General features: G+C 69.2%; 19 protein-coding genes. 11 read left to right on the top strand and 8 right to left on the bottom strand.

Going from position 1 to position 18,486, the window contains the following annotated elements:
* Window positions 1–37 precede the first annotated feature (37 nt).
* Window positions 38–697, top strand: a complete 660-nt coding sequence (locus IU452_RS13455) for a DJ-1/PfpI family protein (RefSeq protein WP_195109332.1) — start codon at window positions 38–40, stop codon at window positions 695–697.
* Here the strand turns inward: IU452_RS13455 and puuE are convergent, their stop codons facing one another.
* From puuE to IU452_RS13485, 6 genes are all read right to left on the bottom strand, one after another.
* Window positions 698–1,582, bottom strand: a complete 885-nt coding sequence (gene puuE, locus IU452_RS13460; RefSeq protein ID WP_195109632.1) for an allantoinase PuuE — start codon at window positions 1,580–1,582, stop codon at window positions 698–700.
* Window positions 1,583–1,605: 23 nt separating this feature from the next.
* A complete protein-coding gene (alc, locus tag IU452_RS13465) occupies window positions 1,606–2,679 on the bottom strand; it encodes an allantoicase (RefSeq protein WP_195109333.1) in 1,074 nt (357 codons plus the stop codon).
* The gene (locus IU452_RS13470; RefSeq protein WP_195109334.1) at window positions 2,676–3,890 is read right to left on the bottom strand and encodes a DUF6986 family protein; all 1,215 of its coding nucleotides are present in this window, start codon (window positions 3,888–3,890) and stop codon (window positions 2,676–2,678) included. The genes alc and IU452_RS13470 overlap by 4 nt, the downstream gene beginning before the upstream one ends.
* Window positions 3,887–4,627 carry an aspartate/glutamate racemase family protein gene (locus tag IU452_RS13475; RefSeq protein WP_195109633.1) on the bottom strand — a complete coding sequence of 247 codons (741 nt, stop codon included), beginning with the start codon at window positions 4,625–4,627 and terminating at the stop codon, window positions 3,887–3,889. The genes IU452_RS13470 and IU452_RS13475 overlap by 4 nt, the downstream gene beginning before the upstream one ends.
* 14 nt (window positions 4,628–4,641) lie before the next feature.
* Complete coding sequence (locus IU452_RS13480) at window positions 4,642–6,150, bottom strand: NCS1 family nucleobase:cation symporter-1 (RefSeq protein WP_195109335.1); 1,509 nt, start codon at window positions 6,148–6,150, stop codon at window positions 4,642–4,644.
* An 84-nt stretch (window positions 6,151–6,234) separates the two neighbouring features.
* A complete protein-coding gene (locus IU452_RS13485) occupies window positions 6,235–6,969 on the bottom strand; it encodes a GntR family transcriptional regulator (RefSeq protein WP_195109336.1) in 735 nt (244 codons plus the stop codon).
* 87 nt (window positions 6,970–7,056) lie between these two features.
* Between IU452_RS13485 and IU452_RS13490 the strand changes: the two genes are divergently transcribed.
* A complete protein-coding gene (locus IU452_RS13490; protein ID WP_195109337.1) occupies window positions 7,057–7,284 on the top strand; it encodes a hypothetical protein in 228 nt (75 codons plus the stop codon).
* Window positions 7,285–7,516: 232 nt separating this feature from the next.
* Window positions 7,517–8,851, top strand: a complete 1,335-nt coding sequence (locus tag IU452_RS13495; RefSeq protein WP_195109338.1) for a cytochrome P450 — start codon at window positions 7,517–7,519, stop codon at window positions 8,849–8,851.
* Between the two features lie 41 nt (window positions 8,852–8,892).
* Here the strand turns inward: IU452_RS13495 and IU452_RS13500 are convergent, their stop codons facing one another.
* Window positions 8,893–9,867: an alpha/beta fold hydrolase gene (locus IU452_RS13500; protein ID WP_195109339.1), complete on the bottom strand. Its 975-nt coding sequence runs from the start codon at window positions 9,865–9,867 to the stop codon at window positions 8,893–8,895.
* A gap of 81 nt (window positions 9,868–9,948) precedes the next feature.
* Here IU452_RS13500 and IU452_RS13505 point away from each other — a divergent pair, with 81 nt between their 5' ends.
* From IU452_RS13505 to IU452_RS13525, 5 genes are all read left to right on the top strand, one after another.
* Window positions 9,949–10,575: a winged helix-turn-helix transcriptional regulator gene (locus IU452_RS13505; protein ID WP_195109340.1), complete on the top strand. Its 627-nt coding sequence runs from the start codon at window positions 9,949–9,951 to the stop codon at window positions 10,573–10,575.
* 67 nt (window positions 10,576–10,642) lie between these two features.
* Window positions 10,643–11,095, top strand: a complete 453-nt coding sequence (locus IU452_RS13510; RefSeq protein WP_195109341.1) for a flavodoxin family protein — start codon at window positions 10,643–10,645, stop codon at window positions 11,093–11,095.
* Between the two features lie 146 nt (window positions 11,096–11,241).
* Window positions 11,242–11,922, top strand: coding sequence for a response regulator (locus tag IU452_RS13515; protein ID WP_195109342.1), 681 nt, complete (start codon window positions 11,242–11,244; stop codon window positions 11,920–11,922).
* A 163-nt stretch (window positions 11,923–12,085) separates the two neighbouring features.
* On the top strand, window positions 12,086–13,270 hold the full coding sequence (locus IU452_RS13520) for a sensor histidine kinase (RefSeq protein WP_195109343.1): 1,185 nt from the start codon (window positions 12,086–12,088) through the stop codon (window positions 13,268–13,270).
* Window positions 13,257–14,297 (top strand): hypothetical protein, encoded by a 1,041-nt coding sequence (locus IU452_RS13525; RefSeq protein ID WP_195109344.1) that lies wholly within the window; start codon window positions 13,257–13,259, stop codon window positions 14,295–14,297. Before IU452_RS13520 ends, IU452_RS13525 begins: the two co-directional genes overlap by 14 nt.
* A 1-nt stretch (window position 14,298) precedes the next feature.
* On the opposite strand, the gene IU452_RS13530 is transcribed toward IU452_RS13525, so the two are convergent.
* The gene (locus tag IU452_RS13530) at window positions 14,299–14,745 is read right to left on the bottom strand and encodes a hypothetical protein (protein WP_195109345.1); all 447 of its coding nucleotides are present in this window, start codon (window positions 14,743–14,745) and stop codon (window positions 14,299–14,301) included.
* 146 nt (window positions 14,746–14,891) lie between these two features.
* Between IU452_RS13530 and dapA the strand changes: the two genes are divergently transcribed.
* From dapA to IU452_RS13545, 3 genes are read left to right on the top strand one after another with little or no spacing between them, the layout of a single operon-like run.
* Complete coding sequence (gene dapA, locus IU452_RS13535) at window positions 14,892–15,800, top strand: 4-hydroxy-tetrahydrodipicolinate synthase (protein WP_195109346.1); 909 nt, start codon at window positions 14,892–14,894, stop codon at window positions 15,798–15,800.
* Window positions 15,797–17,833: a ribonuclease J gene (locus tag IU452_RS13540; protein ID WP_195109347.1), complete on the top strand. Its 2,037-nt coding sequence runs from the start codon at window positions 15,797–15,799 to the stop codon at window positions 17,831–17,833. The genes dapA and IU452_RS13540 overlap by 4 nt, the downstream gene beginning before the upstream one ends.
* 21 nt (window positions 17,834–17,854) lie before the next feature.
* Complete coding sequence (locus IU452_RS13545; protein ID WP_195109348.1) at window positions 17,855–18,478, top strand: TIGR03085 family metal-binding protein; 624 nt, start codon at window positions 17,855–17,857, stop codon at window positions 18,476–18,478.
* Window positions 18,479–18,486: the final 8 nt, after the last annotated feature.

Below are 18,486 nucleotides of genomic sequence, written 5' to 3' on the forward strand. Positions count from 1 at the left end.
GGCCGCACCTAGATCACGACCAGCTTTCGGGAGTCCCATGTACGTGCAATTCGCCCTGTTCGACGGCTTCGCTCTCTTGGACGTCGTCGCCCCCTACGAGGCCCTGTACGCCGCCGGTCTCGCGACCGAGGGCGGGGTGTCCGTCGAATTGGTCACTGCCGAGGGCGCCCGCGAGGTCACCAGCGGTATCGCGTCGGTGAGCCTGCGCGCGACCGCCGCACTCGATCCGGAACGCGCCGATGTGATCGTCGTACCGGGAGGCGTCGGGTTGCCCTCCGACGACACCGCCGATCCGGATCACAACCTCGTCGCCATCCTCGCCCGGGCGGCCGGAACAGGGTTGTCGCCGCTGTTGTCCCAGGCCCTCGAGCGCGGCGACACCCTCGTCGCCACCGTCTGCGGTGGCTCGATGATCCTCGCGATGGCCGGGCTGCTCGCGGGTCGCCCCGCGACCACCCATCACCTCGGCATGGAGGCCCTCGCCGCCGCGGGCGCCACCGCGGTGCACGCCCGCGTCGTCGACGACGGCAACCTCGTCAGCGGCGCGGGCGTGACCTCCGGCTTGGACGTCGCCCTCCACGTGATCGAACGGGAAATCGGTCCGCAGGTGGCCCACGCGGTGGAAACCCTGTTCGCGCACGAGCGTCGCGGCGTGGTCTGGTCGCGACGCGGCCCGGTCCCGTCCTTCACCGGCTGATCAGCGCGGCGGGTGCACCTGTGCCCAGTGCTCGGCGATATCGATGCGGCGGGCCAGCCACACCTTGTCGTGGGACTGCACGTAGTCCAGGAACCGGCCCAGGGCCGCCGCTCGCGCGGGACGACCCGCCAAGCGGCAGTGCAGGCCCACCGACAGCATCTTCGGCGCACCGGCCGCGCCCTCGGCGTAGAGCACGTCGAAAGCGTCCTTCAGATAGGTGAAGAACTCCTCGCCGTTGGCGAAACCGGCAGGGGACGAGAACCGCATATCGTTGGTTTCCAGCGTGTACGGCACCACCAGGTGGTCGGTGTCGTGCACGCGCACCCAGTACGGCAGGTCGTCGGCGTAGGAATCGGAGTCGTAGGTGAATCCGCCGTGCTCGACCACCAGTTCCCGGGTCTGCGGCGAGTCGCGCCCGGTGTACCAGCCGCGCGGCGGTGCGCCGAACAGCTCGGTGATGATCCGCACGGCCTCGGCCATGTGCTGCCGCTCGGTCTCGGGATCCACCATTTGGTAAGAGATCCAGCGCAATCCGTGGCAGGCGATCTCGTAGTCGAGCCGCTGGAATGCCGCCACCGCCTCCGGATTGCGTTCCAGCGCACGGGCGACGGCGAAAATGGTCAACGGAATTCCGCGGCTCTCGAATGCCCGCAGAACCCGCCACAGCCCGGCCCGCGACCCGTACTCGTACAGCGACTCCATACTCAGGTGCCGGTTCGGGAACGCCTGTGCGGGAACGATGTCCGACAGGAACGTCTCCGACGCCGGATCACCGTCGAGCACGGTGTTCTCCCCGCCCTCCTCGTAGTTGAGGACGAACTGCACGGCGATATTCGCATCGCCGGGCCACTGCGGGTGCGGCGGAGTCGGGCCGTAGCCGACCATATCCCGTGGATACGCGTTCACAGTCACTCCTGTCCGTCCCGCAGCTCGTCGAGGGCCGTGTCGAGGAAGCCGTCGAGCACCTGCTCGGCGCGCAGCCTCTCCCGGGCGGCGTCGGTGAGCGTCCCGTACAGCCGCAACCGCGCGAAACCGCCGTCGGGATAGACGTCCAGACGCACCTCGGTCACCGGCTCGGCCACCTCGATCGCGAACCGGTGCCGGGTGTCGGGCAGCAGATCGGTATGCGACAGCAGTTCGACTTCGCTTCCGTCGGACCGGATTCCGGTCAACCGCGCCGCTCCGGGGCTGTTGAACAGGAAATAGGAGGTGTCGATCTCGACCTGCCGCAGCACACCCTCTCCGGTGAGGCGCACCCGCACCCAGTCGTTACCGCGGTCGCGTCGCCGCGCGGTCTCCCACCCGTCGCCCATCACCCGGGCCCGCCCCGGCATCAACAGATTCTGCGGATGCGAGTAGAAGCGATTGGAGCAATCCACCACGCGCCCACCGTTCTCCAGCGCCGCCAGATCGAACGGTCCCGAATCCAGCCACCGCAGATCGGGTTTCGCCTCCCCATGTACCCGTAGCCGGGCCACGCCGCCGTCGGGATACATGCGCAGCCGCACATGCGTGAACCGCCGCTCCGACTCGACGACGAACGGATTCTCCGAGTCACCGGCGACCTTGCTGCGCGGCACCACCACGGTCCAATCGTCGTGGGCGGCGATCTGTTCGGCGGGCGGATAGCCCTCGACCGCGATCGCCTCGACCGAGACCTCGGGCGGATAGTTGCCCTTGAACCACGCGGTATCCACGATCACGCCGCGAATCACGCCGGGGACACCGAGCCGCACGATGGCCGCGTCGTTGTCCTCGGAGGCGGGCGCCGCCCCACCCGGCCGGCGCCGGCGCCGGGTCTCCCAGCCGTCGTACACCTGGCCCTTGTGCCCGAAGGTGGCCGCGGCGAACGTGGCGGCCTCGGGCCGGATCAGATTCTCCTTCTCTGCGAACGATTCGTCGTCGGCCCAGATCACCGCGCCACCGAGGGTGCGCACGGCCAGATCGGGCAGCAGGGTGAATTCGGTTGCTTCGCCGCTCATCGAGGGGGCAGTTTCCTTTCTCGCAACAGGGACAGCACCTCGACCGTGGCGGCCGGGGCCAGTGCCGTGACGTCGTCGGGCCCGAAGGCGCCGCAGTCCAGGCCGCGCAGCACGACCGTGGCCAGCGCCTGCGCGGTCGCCGGCTCGTCGACGACGGCGCCGCCCCGACGCTGCAGATAACGGTCGATCCGCGGGGCGGCGGCGGCCAGCGCACCACGGAAGAACGAGAACGTCGCCAGCCAGCGCGTCACCAGATGGCCGGGATGCATATCCCAGCCCTGGTAGAAGCCGCGTTCCAGCGACCGGGTCACCAGGCGGTAGTGCCGCGACACCGCCGCGGCCACCTCGGCGTCGGAGCCGAGCGGCACCACCTGTGTCGAGCCGTCGCACACCCAGACACCCGTCTGCGCCGCGGCGGCCTGCATGACGGCCTTGGCATGATCGGCCACCGGATGCTCCAGCGACTGGAACTGCGGCGAGATACCGCATGCGGCACTGTAATCGTAAGTGCCGTAATGCAATCCACTACAGCGCCCGGAGGACCGGTGGATGGCCCGGGCCACGGTGGCCGTGCCGTCGGCGGCGACGATCGCCTGCGGGCTCTCGATCTGCAATTCGAAACGCAAAGTGCCGCACGGCAATCCGTGGGCGGACTCCAGTTCCTCGCACAGCCGCACGGCGATGCCGACCTGCTCGACCGACCGCAGCTTCGGGACGGTGAACACGAACCCGTCGGGCACCCCACCGGCGCCGTCGAGCACGCGCTCCAGGGTGCGCACCGCACGCTCCCATTCGGCCCCGGTCAGCCCCTTGATGCGGATACCGCGCGAATGCACCGCCGCGGGCAGGGCCGCCAGGATCTGCCCGGCACGGGTGGCATCGCGGTCCTCGATCTCGTCGCCGCGGGTGCCGTAGCCGTCCTCGAAGTCGAGGCGCAGATCCTGGATCGGCCGCTGCGCCAGGGTGTCTCGCATTCGGGCGAGCACCTCGGCCCCGGCCAGCTCGGTGAGCAACTCGGCATGCCGATCGGCCAGGTCGAGTGCGGCCGTGCCCCATTCGTGGGGCAGCTCCTTGGTGGCGTCGGCGGCGCACACATAGGCGGTGTGAATCGGCTGGCCGGGGCGATCGCCCGGATAGCGGCGAGCCAGCTCGGCGTCGATCGCGTCCAGCCGCGCGGCCAGGCCGGACAGGAACTCGGGGGGCAACGTCACTGGGCGACTCCATCGGTGCCGAAGGTGGACAGGGGGCCGGTGTAGGGCTTGGGCAGGGGTGCGGCGAACTCGCCGCGCCCGGACTTGCGCAGACCCAGCGTAATCAGCGACTGCACCCACAGGGTGGCCGCCGCCACCCCGTCGACGACCGGGACGCCGACCTCCTCGGTCAGGTATTCGCACAGGTCGGCCATGCCCGCGCAGCCGAGGACCACGGCGTCGGAGCCGTCGGCGGCCACCGCGGCGCGGCAGGCGTCGGCGATAACGGTGCGCACCTTCGGGTCGTCGAGTTCGAGCACGGGAATGTCGGTGGCGTGCACGCCCAGGCAGAACCGGCTCATGCCGTAGCGTTCGGCCAGATCCACGGCTTGGCCGACGGTGCGGGACAGGGTGGTGACGACGCTGAATCCGCGGCCGAGATGGCTGGCCGCGTGCATCGCCGCCTCGGCGATACCGATCACCGGGCCGCGGGCCGACTCGCGCGCCGCATACAGTCCCGGATCGCCGAAACACGCGATGACGTAGCCGTCGATGCCCTCGGCCTCGCCGCGCGCGATCTCGGCGAGCAGTCCGGGTACCGCGAGCGCCTCGTCGTAGTGACCTTCGATGGAGGCCGGGCCCATCGTCGACGTGACGGCCTCCACGACGGTGCCCGGACCGGCCACGGCCCGGGCGCACTGGTCGATGACGGCGGTCATCGCGGCGGTGGTATTCGGGTTGATGACGCGAATTCGCATGATCCTCACGGGGTTCAGGTGACAGGGGAGTAGGTGGGCAGCCGCAGCGGGCCGCGGGTGGCCAGGACGTGGTAACCGGCCAGGCCCAGGCCGCAGCCGATGAACCAGCTGTACTGGGCCGCGGTGTACATGCCGGGGAGATGGCCCGAGGTCAGCACGGGGAACACCGCGGCGAGCGCTCCGACGACGGTGGCGACGATCGCCGCGGGGTTGTAACCCTTTCGGTACCAATAGGTTCCGTTCGGCGACATAGTGAACAGGTCGTCCACCACCACCTGCTGGCGGCGCACCAGGTAGTAGTCGGCGATGAGCACACCGAACAGCGGGCCGATGCAGGCGCCCAGTGTCTCGAGCGTGTAGTGGATGACCTCCGGATTGTTGTACAGATTCCACGGCGTGATGACCAGCGAGCCGACCGCGGCGATCATGCCGCCCGCGCGCCAGCTGATCTTCTGCGGATTCACATTCGAGAAGTCGAAGGCGGGGGAGACGAAGTTGGCGACGATATTGATGCCGATGGTCGCGATGGTGAAAGTCAAGGCGCCCAGCACGATTGCGAAGGTGTTGTCGATGCGGGCCACGGTCTGCACGGGATCGGTGATCAGCTCGCCGTACACCGGCACGGTCAGCGAGGCGGTGATCACCACCAGCAGTGCGAACACCAGGAAGTTGATCGGCAGGCCCAGCAGGTTGCCGCGTTTGACGGCGGTGAAGGATCTGCCGTAGCGGGAGAAGTCGCCGAAGTTCAGCATCGGTCCGGAGAAATACGAGACGACCAGGGCGATCGCGCCCAACATGACCGGCACCGCCGACCATCCGGTGTGGGTGACGGTGGACAGGTTCAGGTCGATGGCGTCCCACCCGGCCTCGGCGATCAGATATCCGCACAGCGCGAACATCACCACGTAGACGGCCGGGCCGCAGAAGTCGATGAATTTCCGGATCGACTCCATACCGCGCCAGAACACACACGCCTGCAATACCCACAGCAGCAGATAACTGCCCCAGCCCAGCGCCGAAAGGCCCAGGAAGCCGTAATCATCGGCCACCGCGTAGGGAGCCAGCCCCGGAAACAGCTTGATCAGCACCACATCCAGGGCCGCCGAGGCCAGGAAGGTCTGAATCCCGTACCAGGCCACCGCGATCAGGCCGCGCATGATCGCGGGAATGTTGGCGCCCAGCACGCCGAACGCGCTGCGGCAGATGACCGGATAGGGCACGCCGGTGCGCTGACTCGGCTTGGCGACCAGATTGCAGAACAGGTGGACGATGCCGATCCCCACCACCAGCGCGATCAGCACCTGCCAACTGGCCAGACCCAGTGCGAACAGACTGCCCGCGGTGACGTAGCCGCCGACGCTGTGCACGTCCGACATCCAGAACGCGAAGATGTTGTAGGCGCCCCAGGTCTGCTTCGCGAGCGGGGCGAGGTCGTCGTTGGTCAGCCGGGGGTCGTAGGTCGGCGTTGCACGTGCCGGGGGTGTCGGTACTGCCTCCGCCGGCAGCGCAACCGTCTCGCTCATGTCGCACATCCGATCGTCTGTCCCGCAGGCGGGAGTCTGATCGGGCGACGCTATCGAGCCGGTATTGCCGGTTTGTTGCGAAAACTATATATCTTCTCCCGAGCCCGGCTCGGCAAACAGACCCGTATCGGTCGGCAGACCCTCCACCACTTTGTTCAGACGAGCATGGTGCAATTCGGTGGCCTTCAGCAACTCGGCGGCATCCCGGTCCAGGAAGGCGGCCAGCTGGCGGCTGTGATCGGCATGCAGCACTGCCCGCTCGCCGGCGCTGACGTGGACCATGGGCTGCACCGGCTCGGTGATGTTCCAGGCGTATTCGAGCATGTGTACCAGCCGTGCCATGCCCGACGGCCTGGTCAGGGCCAGATGGAAGGTGCGGGTCTCGCGGTGGTAGGCCGCCGGGTCGTCGTCGAGTACGGCCCGCTCGAGCCGGGCATGGGCCTCGGCGGCGATCCGGTGATCCTCCGCTCCCGCCCGGTCGACCGCGGCGGCCAAGGCCACCGACTCCAGCCGCTCCCGCACCACATAGAGTTCGCGCAGCTCACCGGCCGTGAGGCGGGTCACGGTGTATCCGAAGTTGGGCCGGTGCTCGACCAGCCCCTCGCCGATCAGGGTCTGCAGCGACTCCCGCACCGGAATCGCGCTCACATCGAACCGCTGCGCGAACTCCCGCAGCGGCAGCCCCGTGCCCGGTGGCAGGTTGCCGTCGAGGATCAGCCGCCGCAGCTCGGCGAGAATCTCCTGCTGCGAATACCCCCGCCGCGGGTCCTGCGGCGGCGTGAGCTCGGGCAACCTGGGCAAACGCGATCGAGAAGGCACGCCCGGTACGGTACCCGGCTGGGAGCCCGTGGAATTGGGGGCGGCGGTGCGTGCAACGTACGCTGTCGGTGCCGCGATGAACGGGTCATGATCGCTCGGAAACTCGCGGTGGGCGGAATGCTCTGTGCCGCATCACTTTTCATTGCCGCTCCGATGGCTCAGGCCGGAACGGGCAGTTCGTCTCTCAGCTCGCAGATCGATGTGGGGTGCATCCTGCAGTCGCTGTCCGGTGAGCCCCCGACCGCCGACTGCAAACCGCCGCAGATCCCGGTCAGCGGTGCCGACGACGGCGGAGCGGAGCTCGCGATCCGCTGATTCTGCCTCGGTCCTGCCCGCGGCCGGTCGTCCCATGATGACCGGCCGCGGGTTCGTTCGTCCAGGGGGGCGTCTCGAACCCCTAGTGCCCGTTCGGGCTCCGGTCGATACGCATTCGACCTGCGATGGGCGGGTATTTCGGTGGGATTCTCTCGGCCCCAAGGGTTTTCGTTCCTTGCGTGAAAAGCTTCCGTGCGGGAGCATGGCGTCACGCACTACCTGGAGGGTGGCGATGGAAACAGGCGCCGACGGTGCTTTCGAACGAATTCCCGGACCTCCCGGCGACGGTGACGGCACCGCCGAGATCACGGCCGCCGGTGGGCTGCACAACTATCAGATGACATTGCACGCCGAGTACGGGCCGGTGGTGCGGTTCCGGCTCCCCGGCGCCCGGAGGGCCGTGTCGATTGCGGATCCGGTTCTGCTGGAGGCGACGGCGAAGGTCGACGAGCGGCCGGACAAACTGTTCGAATTCCTTGTCCCGCTTCAGGAGTCCGGCAATCTGCAGACCATGTCCGCCGAGGAGCACACGCCCTGGCGGCGGTTGCTGCTGTCCGTGCTGGCCGGACGCCCCTCGCACGAGGCGCATTTCGCCGGGTTCGTGGCGCTGTGCCGCGACCTGGCCGATCGCTGGGCCGCGCAGGACGGTCCGGTGGAGTTGCAGAAGGATCTCAGCGAACTGTCGCTGCGGATGGTGTGCGAGTACGCGCTCGGCAGCGCGGTGGATTCCCCGGAACAGGCCGGACGGATCGTGTCGGCGTTCCAGGACGTCCTGACCGAGCATCTGGCCCGGCTGTACCACGTCGACGTCCCGGGCACCGAGGCACAGCGTGCCGACCGGGCCGAGCAGGCCCTGGCATATCTGCGGGCGACCGTGGACCGGGTGCTCGCGGCGCACCGGCCCGGCTCCCACGGCAGCGATCTGATCGACGCCTTGGTGGCCGCCGGCCAGCCTCCCGCGCGCATCCGCGACACCGTCCTGATGACCATGCTGGCCGCCCACCACACCACGGGCGTCGCCGTGTCCTGGAGCCTCTACCTGCTCGCGCAATATCCGGAGGTGACCGACCGCGTCATCGCGGAACTCGGCCTCGTCCTCGATGACCGCCCGGCCCCCGACTACGCGGACCTCAAGCGCCTGCCCTATCTGAAGATGGTTCTCGAGGAGTCCATGCGGCTCTACCCACCCGGCCCCTACGCCGCGCGCGAAACCGTCGGCCCTCTCGACCTGGGCGGCTACTCGATCCCGGCCGGAACCACCATCTTCTACCCCATCCGCGCGGTGCACATGAACCCCGAATACTGGCCTCAGCCGGCACGATTCGATCCCACCCGCTTCACCCCGCAACGGATCTCCGAGCGCCCCCGCCTCGCCTACATCCCCTTCGGCCTGGGCCCCCGCAGCTGCGAAGGCGCCGCCCTGGCCATGCTCGAAGCCCAACTGGCCCTGGCGATCCTGCTGCACCGTTTCCGCTTCGCCCTCGACCCCGACCACCCCGTCATCCCCGTCGAACGCTTCGTCCTCTGGGCCGCCGACGACATCCGCATGCACCTCGCTCCTCGCTGACCGAATGCGCAGCGCCCGCTGCCGAGTCGGTGTTCGCGCACCTACGGCGTGTCTTGCTGCGTGCTGTCGTCGCGCCCCGTGCGGGTGAGAGTGGCCTTCAGGTCTGTCTCGCCCGCACGACTCGCGTCTCCGCGCTGCGTCGCTGCCCAGTCGCGGATCGCGGCGACGAACTCCTCGGGCGCGTCGGACTCCACGTACAGGCCGGTGCCCTCGATGATCACGGTCTTGTGGTCGCTGAAGATTTCTTCTTGGCGTTCGCGCTCCTGGGGGCGGAAGCCGATTTGGGCGTCACCCCACACGATCAGTGTCGGCAGGTGGGCGAGGTCGGCAAGGCCGGCCCCGACCTCGGCGAAGAAGGCCCGGCTGGCGATGATCCGGCCGGGGAGCACGGCGGAGGCCTGGCGCCGCTCGGGGGTGTCCAGCGCCCGGCGGTAGTGGGTCATCTCGGCTGCGGTCGGCTTGCGCCTTCGGTGGCCCATGGGGATGAACGCGTTGACGACGAGGTTGAGCCGCCGGGCCAGGAAGCGGATCGGGGGTCCGCCGGCGATGCGAGCGAAGGCCTCGAAGTAGAGGTCGCCGTTGACCGGCCAGGCCCAGGCGTTGGCGAGCACCAGCCGATCGAAGACGCCCGGCCGCCGTACAGCGGCGGCCAGACCGATCGGACCGCCCCAATCCTGCCCGACCAGAGTGACCCCGTCGAGGCCGAGCGCGTCGACGAACCCGGTGACGACGTCTGCGTGTTCCTCGGGCAGGTAACGGTAGCCGGGCTTCGGCGTCGACAGCCCGAATCCCGGGTAGTCGAGGGCGATGCAGCGGAAGTTGTCGCGCAGCGCGCGGATCACGTCGCGCCAGAGGAACGACCAAGTCGGGTTGCCGTGCAGGAGCAGCAGTGTGGGACCCGATCCCTCGTCGACGTAATGCACGGTGTGCCCGTCGATATCGACGAAGCGGCTCTCGAACGGGAACAGGCCGTCGTCGACCCAGGCCGGCCGCACACTCTTGGTGGTATCGGCCATGGCGGGCCCCCTCGACTCGATCGTAAAGTAGGCTTGAATATCTCACACGTACTGGGAAATCTCAAGTAGAAGGAGGAGGCGATGCGTAGCTACGGCCAGTACTGCGGGCTCGCCCGGTCCCTCGAGGTCGTCGGCGACCGGTGGAACCTGCTCATCGTCCGCGAGCTCCTCATCGCCCCCGCCCGCTACCGGGACCTGATCGAGGGCCTCCCCGGCATCGCGACCAACCTGCTGGCCGACCGGCTCCGCGACCTCGAGGCCGCGGGCGTGGTCGAGCGGCGACTGGCCGGCGAGGGCAGCGTGGTCGAGTACGCCCTCACGCCGTGGGGTGCCGAGCTGCGCCGGCCGATCGAGAGCCTGATCCGCTGGTCCACCCCGCTGATGGTCCGCGGCCCCGACGGCGACACCTTCCGCCCCGAGTGGCTCACCCTCACCATCCCCGCCCTGCTCGACACCCGGGTCGAGGTCCGCCGCTCGGCGACGGTCGGCCTCGAGATCGGCGGCCCGCCCTACCAGCTCCGCGCGACGCGCTCCGGCTTCGAGGTCGGCCCGCATGACGGCCGCGACCTCGACGCCACCGTCCGCGCCGATCCCGCTTACATCCTCGGCCTCGCCGCCGGGGCCCTCACCCTCAGCGACGCTCGCGCCCTCGGACTGGTCGAGATCGACGGCGACGAGTCCGTCGTCCGCACCGTCTTCGCCGCCTGACGGGCCGCTCCGACCGGGGCGTGGTCATGAACCGTGAAGCCGGGCGCGGCGCGTTAGGCTCGGCGGTGTGTCGCGATTGCTGATCATCCACCACACGCCCTCGCCATTCCTGCAGGATATGTTCGAGGCCGTGCTGTCGGGGGCGACCGATCCGGAAATCGAAGGCGTGGACGTCGTGCGGAAAGCGGCGCTCGCGGTGACGGCGAGTGACGTACTGGAAGCCGACGGCTATCTGCTGGGCACCCCTGCCAATCTCGGCTATATGTCGGGAGCCCTCAAGCATGCGTTCGATACTTTTTACTATCCCTGCCTCGACTCCACTCGCGGCCGCCCCTACGGCTACTACATTCACGGCAATCAGGGCACCGAGGGGGCCGAGCGCAGTATCGAGACCATCACCACCGGGCTGGCGTGGGAGAAGGCGGCCGCGCCGGTGATCGTGACCGGGCAGCCGGACAAGCAAATTCGGGAGAAGTGCTGGGAGCTCGGAGGGACGATTGCCGCACAATTGATGTCCTGACCGGTCAAGAAATCCGGCCCCCTGAATTCTGGGCTCACACCTGAGCGCTCGGGCCCTGCATACTCGACACACAAGTATGCTCCGGTCGCCGATGCGCGCGGGCGGACGGAGCGAGGTGTTCGGGACTGGGAAGAGGTGACTGCGCCGTGGAGGCGACACAGCAGGGTACGTCGAGACCGGCGCGGATCGGGCTCGTCGAGGACCACGAGTCCGTGGCGCTCGGCCTGGCCACCATGCTGGCCCCCGAACCGGATCTGGAACTGGTCCTCACGGCCGGGACGGTGCGCGAATTGCTCGCGACGGCACCGGAATTGGATCTGGTGGTGCTGGATCTGCGGCTCGCCGACGGTTCCACGCCGGAGGACAACGTGCGCGCGCTGCGCGACCGCGGCCTCGAGGTGCTTGTCTTCACCGGCGCCGACAATCCGTTCCTGGTGCGTTCGGCCGCCCGCGCCGGTGTGCTCGGGGTGGTGCGCAAATCCGAGGACGTGCAGACGGTGGTGTCGGCGGTGCGCGCGGCAGCCTCGGGTGAGCAGGTCGTGACCACCGACTGGGCGGCGGCCATCGACAGTGACCCGCAGCTGTCCGACGTCGGCCTGAGCCCGCGCCAACAGGAGGTACTCACGCTCTACGCCTCGGGGGAGAAGGCGTCGCGCGTGGCGCGGCTGACCGGACTGTCCGAGCAGACCGTCAACGACTATCTGGGGCGTATCCGGCAGAAGTACGCCGACGCCGGCCGTCCTGCGCCCACCAAGACCGATCTGTACAAACGGGCCGTGGAGGATGGTTGGCTGCCGGTGCCCGAGCGCAATACTCCGCGCGGATGAACCGCTCGACCAACAGCGCGACCACCGCGGTGGTCGTGATGATGCCGCGTGCATGTGAGGCACTGTCGTGATCGCCGGCACGTTGGAAACTCCGCTGACCAGACCGGGCGCGCTACCGCGGATCGCGGGATGGTGGCGCGGGCGGTCTACGGTGGAGCAAGATATGAGCGCTGTCGCCTTCGACCGGATCATCCGGCGGCTCGGGCTGTCGGTCGGAATCGGTGGCGTGATCATGGGTCTGGTCGACCTGCCCGAGATCAGTGAGCAGGGCCGGATCGCCGCGGTCTGGTGGGCGCCGCTGGCCGTATTGCTGATGTTCGGGTTGTATCCGCTGCTGGCGGCGGTCTCGATCCGGTCCAGCCCCAGGGTGATTCGCATGGTCGCCGGTGCCGCGGCGCTGTGCAATCTGGCCGCCCTGGCGACGATGCCCTTCGCCCTGCACGTGCACAGCATCGATGCGACGGCGGTGTGGCTGTATCGGATGATGCCGCTGGGCGTGGTCGCCGCGGCGATGGCCTGGTCGCGGAGACTGTCGATCGGCTATCTGGTGGTCGGCTCGATCGGGTCGGCCCTGAGCAATATCTATCTGGTCGAGCCGTTCACCGCGGCGTCGGCACTGACCGCGTTCGCGCGCATCTTCGGGTTGTCGGCGCTGTTTCTGTGGTGCACGACCTGCGCGCTGGGTGCGGCGGCCCATGTGGACCGCGAGTCGGCCATCGCCAGTCGCCGCGCGGCCTCGGCGGCGGCCGCCGCGGCCCGCGATCACGAGCGCGCCCGCTTCGCCGCGCTCATTCACGATGCGGTGCTGTCCACGCTGCTGGACGCCTCGCGGGGCGGCGAGAGCTCGGAAGTGTTGCGCCGTCAGGCCGAACGTACGCTGGAACAGCTCGACGAGATCCGGGTCGAGGCGCACGAACCCGATGTGCTCGACGCCCGCGCGGCGGTCATCTTCCTGCGCTCGGCCGTGCACGAGGTGAATCCGGGCATCCGCTTCGCCACCCGGACCTGGCCCGGATTCGACGACTTGCGCATGCCCGTGCACGTCGCGAGCACGCTGGCGGCGGCGCTGGGCGAGGCGGTGCGCAACAGCCTGCGCCACGCCTCGGTGCCCGGCCGCGACGTGCATCGCACGGTGACGTGCACGATCAGCGCGGGCAGTATCAGGATCGTATTCGCCGACGACGGAGCGGGTTTCGACGTGCGCCAGGTGTCGGCCGACCGGCTCGGGATCTCGGTCAGCATCCTGGGCCGCATGCGGCAGTTGGCCGGTGGCGCCGGATTCGTGGAGTCGGCCCCCGGCGAGGGGACGACGGTGACCCTGGTGTGGGGCGGCGATGGCTCACACTGATCCGGGCCTGGAGAACGAGGCGCGGTTCGGGCTGCGAGAGCTGCTGGGCCTGCGCGGCGGGATGGCATGGCTGTTCCTGGTGATCCTGGAACTGACCATCGTGCTGTACATGATGGGCAATCTGGCCAGCGCCCCTCCGGTCGCGGCGCTGGCCGGCATGATCGTGCTCGCCACCGCCGGGGCGCTGGTGCTGGTGGTGCCGGTCGATCCGCTGCCGTTGTCGGTCACGATGTTCGTGGCCGCCGCCGCGCCGGTGGCGTCGGCGCTGACGACGTCGAATCTGAATACCGAACGCGCCCACCACATGTTGTGGACCACCTTCGCCTCCTCGTATGTGCTGGCGGTGCTGGTGCTGCGCGGCCGGATGGGCTGGGCGTGGCTGGGTGTCGCGGGGGTGGCGGCGGTGATCGCGGTGGCGGGCGCCCGCGCCGGGGAGTCGGCCGGCACGATCGTGGCGCCCATCGTGCCCGTCGGCACGGTGATCGCGATCTCGGCGTTCGCGCTCATCATGCGCCCGACCCAGCATTCGCTGCGCCGCTTGCGCGAGGAGGCCACCATTCGCGCGGCCGCGGAGGCGACGATGGCCGCCGCCGACGGCGAACGCATCCGGCAGCTGGCCCGCCTGGATCGGGTGGCCCGCCCGATCCTGGAGCGCATCGCCGAGGGTGCGGCGCTGACCGTCGCCGAACGCGAGGAATGCCGCCTGCTGGAGGCCGAACTGCGCGACGGATTGCGCGCCCCGCAACTGGTCACCGACGAACTCAGCGGCGCCGCCCGCGGCGCCCGCTCCCGCGGGGTCGAGGTCGTGCTGCTCGACGACGGCGGCTTCGCCGGTGTCCCACCCTGGGTGCGCCAACGCGTAATCGAAGCCGCCACAAGGGAATTGGACGCCGCCAACGCGGGCTCGGTAACGGTTCGGGTACTCCCGCTGGGCCGCCGGGTGCTCGCGACGGTACTCGCCCATTCCCTGGACTACGACCGCCGCACCGAGATCGACACCGACGGCAACGTCACGGTGTCGGACTAGGTCAGTCGTCGCAGCGGCCGGGGCCGCCGCGGCGCATCTGGTCGCGTAAGGCGCCCTGAACGGCGGTGGAGAGCCAGGAGTTGAGGGATTGGCCGCTCTGGGCGGCGGCCTCTTCGGCTCGGGCCTTGATGTTCTCTACCAGGCGGAGGGTGACGCGGCTGATGTCGCCGGTCATCTCCTCGAAGGTCGGGTGGTGCTCCTCGGTGGCGTTGGGGCGGACGTCGACGCGGGCGTCGGTGCCGTCGACGGAGACGTGCACGGTCCGGTCGCCGAGGGTCTCGCTGATCTCGGTGGCCAGATCCGACAGCGCCGCCAGCAGGGTCAGGCGCGCGGAATTCTCGGTGGCCGCGGCCAATGCGGCCGCGGTGGCCTGGGTTTTCTCGTCGCCGAGGGCGGCGGCCGCCACCAGATCCTCGCGCAGGCGGGCCGTATATCTGTTCAAATCCATGGCACCAGCGTGACGTCATAGATGACATCACGCAAGCAGCAAAATGATGTCACCGATGTTGTCGCAGGGTACACCGGCGGGTTCGGTTGCGGATAAGGCGGACAACCGTTCAATGGCCGTTCGCCGACCGGGTAGCCTTTCTGACCATGACGTACGGTGAATCGACGCGAACGGAGCTGCGCGCGTCCGGCACGGTCGGAGTCGCGATGGTGACCCCCTTTACCGCGGAGGGCAAGCTCGATGTCGACACCGGCGTCGCATTGGCCGCCCGTCTGGTCGACAGCGGCGTCGATCTGCTGGCCATTTCCGGCACCACCGGGGAGTCGCCGACGACCACCGAGTCGGAGAAGTTCGATCTGCTGCACGCCGTCGTCGACGCCGTCGGAGACCGCGCCACCGTCATCGCGGGTGCCGGCACCTACGACACCGCGCACAGCATCGAATTGGCGCGCAACGCCCAACGCGCCGGCGCGCACGGATTGCTGGTGGTAACCCCCTACTACTCGCGGCCCTCCCAGGAGGGACTGGTCGCGCACTTCACCGCCGTCGCCGACGCCACCGATCTGCCGGTCACCCTGTACGACATCCCGCCGCGCTCGGTGGTGCCCATCGCCCCGGAGACACTGCGCCGGTTGGCCGAACATCCGCGCATCGTCGCGGTCAAGGACGCCAAGGGCGATCTGGGTGCGGGCGCCGAGATGATCGCCGAAACCGGGCTGACCTACTACTCCGGCGACGATGTGCTGAACCTGCCGTGGCTGTCGGTGGGCGCGATCGGATTCATCAGTGTCATCGGCCATCTCGTGCCCGACCGCCTGGTACGGCTGCGCGAGGCCTACCTCGCCGGTGACGTGGCCCGCGCCCGCGAGATCCACGTGAGCATGCTGCCGCTGATGCGGGCCATGGCCCGGGTCGGCGGAGTGTCGCTGGTCAAGGGTGCGCTGCGCGTGCTCGGCACCGAAGTGGGCGCACCCCGCCTGCCGCAATTGATGCCCGATCCCGACCAACTTCGCCTGATCGCCGCCGATCTGGAAGCGGCGGGAGTGTCCGCATGAGTGAACCGACCAACCGCCGTCAGCGCCGCCGTGCCGCCTCCCGCGCCGCGGGAGCCCCCGCCCCCGCCCCGCCGCCGCAGCGGCCCTCGATCCAGGGGACCGAGCAGGCGAAAGAGGTTGCGCAGCAGGCCAAGCAGACCGCTCACGCGGCCGAGCAGACGTTGCGCGAGGCGGAACAATCCGTTCCGCAGGCCGAGCCGTCGAGCTCCGACCGCAACGACCGGGGCCGCCGGGGTCGCGGTCGCAACAACGGCCGGGGTCGCGGCGAACGACCCGGCCGCGCTGCCGAATACGCGGGTCGGGGTGCCGAACAGCCCGGCCGCGCTGCGGAGGCCGAACAGCAGCCGCAGGCCGACCCGCACGCGCTGGGCCTGCCGCCCGAGCTACCGCGCAACGGCCTGCGGGTGTTCGCACTCGGGGGCATCGGCGAAATCGGCCGCAATATGACCGTTTTCGAATTCGACGGCAAACTGCTGATCATCGACTGCGGCGTGCTGTTTCCGGAGGATCAGCAGCCCGGTGTCGACCTGATCCTGCCCGACTTCCGGCCCATCGAGGACCGGATGGACGAGGTGGCGGCCGTCGTGCTGACCCACGGCCACGAGGACCACATCGGCGCGGTGCCGTTCCTGCTGCGCCAGCGCCCCGACATTCCCGTCGTGGGTTCGAAGTTCACCCTCGCGTTGGTGGCCGCCAAGTGCCGCGAGCACCGGCTGCAGCCCAAGCTGATCGAGGTCACCGAGGGCGAGAAGACCACCCACGGCCCGTTCGAATGCGAGTACTTCGCGGTCAACCACTCGATTCCCGATGCCCTCGCGGTGGCCGTGCGCACCCCGGCCGGGCTGGCGCTGCACACCGGCGACATCAAGCTCGACCAGCTGCCGCTCGACGGCCGCCTCACCGACCTGGCCGGCTTCTCCCGGCTCGGCGACGAAGGCGTGGATCTGTTCCTGGTCGACTCCACCAATGCCGAGGTGCCCGGCTTCGTCACGCCCGAGCGCGAGATCGGGCCGGTGCTCGACAATGTCATCGGCAAGGCCAAGGGCCGGGTCATCGTCGCCTCGTTCGCCAGCCACGTGCACCGCATCCAGCAGGTGGTCGACGTGGCCGAGCGCCACGGCCGCCGGGTGTGCTTCGTCGGGCGCTCGATGGTGCGCAATATGCAGATCGCCCAGGACCTGGGTTATCTGAACCTCCCCGACGGGCTCGTGGTGGATCTGGATCAGGCGGCAAACCTGCCGGGCCACAAGCTGGTGCTGATCTCCACCGGTTCGCAGGGCGAACCGCTGTCGGCGCTGTCGCGGATGGCCCGCGGCGACCACCGCCAGATCAATATCCGCGCCGACGATCTCGTCGTGCTGGCGTCGTCGCTGATCCCGGGCAACGAGAATGCGGTCTTCGCGGTCGTGAACGGCCTGGCGCGGCTCGGCGCCACCGTGGTCACCCAGCAGAGCGCGAAGGTCCATGTGTCCGGCCATGCCTCGGCCGGTGAGCTGCTGTACCTGTACAACGCGGTGCGGCCCACCAATGCCATGCCGGTGCACGGCGAATGGCGGCATCTGCGCGCCAATGCCGCGCTGGCGGTCGCGACCGGCGTGCCGGAGGATCGGGTCGTGCTGGCCGAGGACGGTGTGGTGGTCGACCTGGTCGACGGCATCGCCTCGATCGTCGGCCGCTTCCCGGTCGGGCAGGTGTATGTCGATGGCCTGTCGGTCGGCGACGTGGGCGAATCGACGCTGTCGGATCGATTGATCCTCGGCGAGGGCGGATTCATCGCGATCACCGTCGCCGTCGACTCGTCCACCGGTAAGGCGGTCAGCGCGCCGGAGGTGTCCGGCCGCGGCTTCTCCGACGATCCGGGCGCGCTGGTCGAGGCGCAGGAACTGGTCGAGGCCGAGCTCATGCGCCTGGCCGGTGAGGGCGTCACCGACACCCACCGCATCGCCCAGAGCGTGCGCCGAGTGGTCGGCCGCTGGGTCGCCGAGGCCTACCGCCGCCGCCCGATGATCGTCCCCACCGTCATCGGAGTCTGAGCCGGGGCTACCCTCGGGTACATGAGTATGGCTCAGCGGGAGCGCCGGGCGCTGGTCGTGACCATGACCGCGGCCGGTCCGGACGCGCCTACCCTGTGCGGGGCGTGGACGGTGCGGGATCTGGCCGCGCATCTGGTGGTGCGTGAACGCCGTCCCGACGCCACGCCCGGTATTCTGCTCAAACCCCTTGCCGGGTATACGAATTCGGTGCAGGCGGCGACGGCGCGCAAGCCGTTCACCGAACTGCTGGAACAGATTCGCACCGGCCCGCCGTGGTGGTCGCCGCTGCGCCCGATCGATGCGGTCGTCAACCTCACCGAGATGTTCGTCCACCACGAGGATGTGCGCCGCGGCCGATCCGGCTGGGAGCCACGGGAATTGCCCTCCGGCGACGAGGCGCGACTATGGAACGTGCTGCGGCGCATGGCCCGCATGGCCTACCGCAAATCCCCGGTGAGCGTGGTGCTGGCCACGCCGGAGGGGGAGCGGGTCACCGCCCACAACGTCGGCGGTGATGCGGTCGTCCTCACCGGCAAACCCTCCGAGTTGCTCCTGCACGCCTTCGGCCGCAACGAGGTTCGCCTCGACGCCGTCGGCTCCGAGGACGATGTGCGGGCGGTCTTCGCCGCGGACCGCAGCGTGTAGCTCCGGCC

Origin of the sequence: Nocardia transvalensis (assembly GCF_015477765.1) — a bacterium.
In the GTDB taxonomy this organism is placed as follows: Bacteria; Actinomycetota; Actinomycetes; order Mycobacteriales; family Mycobacteriaceae; genus Nocardia; species Nocardia transvalensis_A.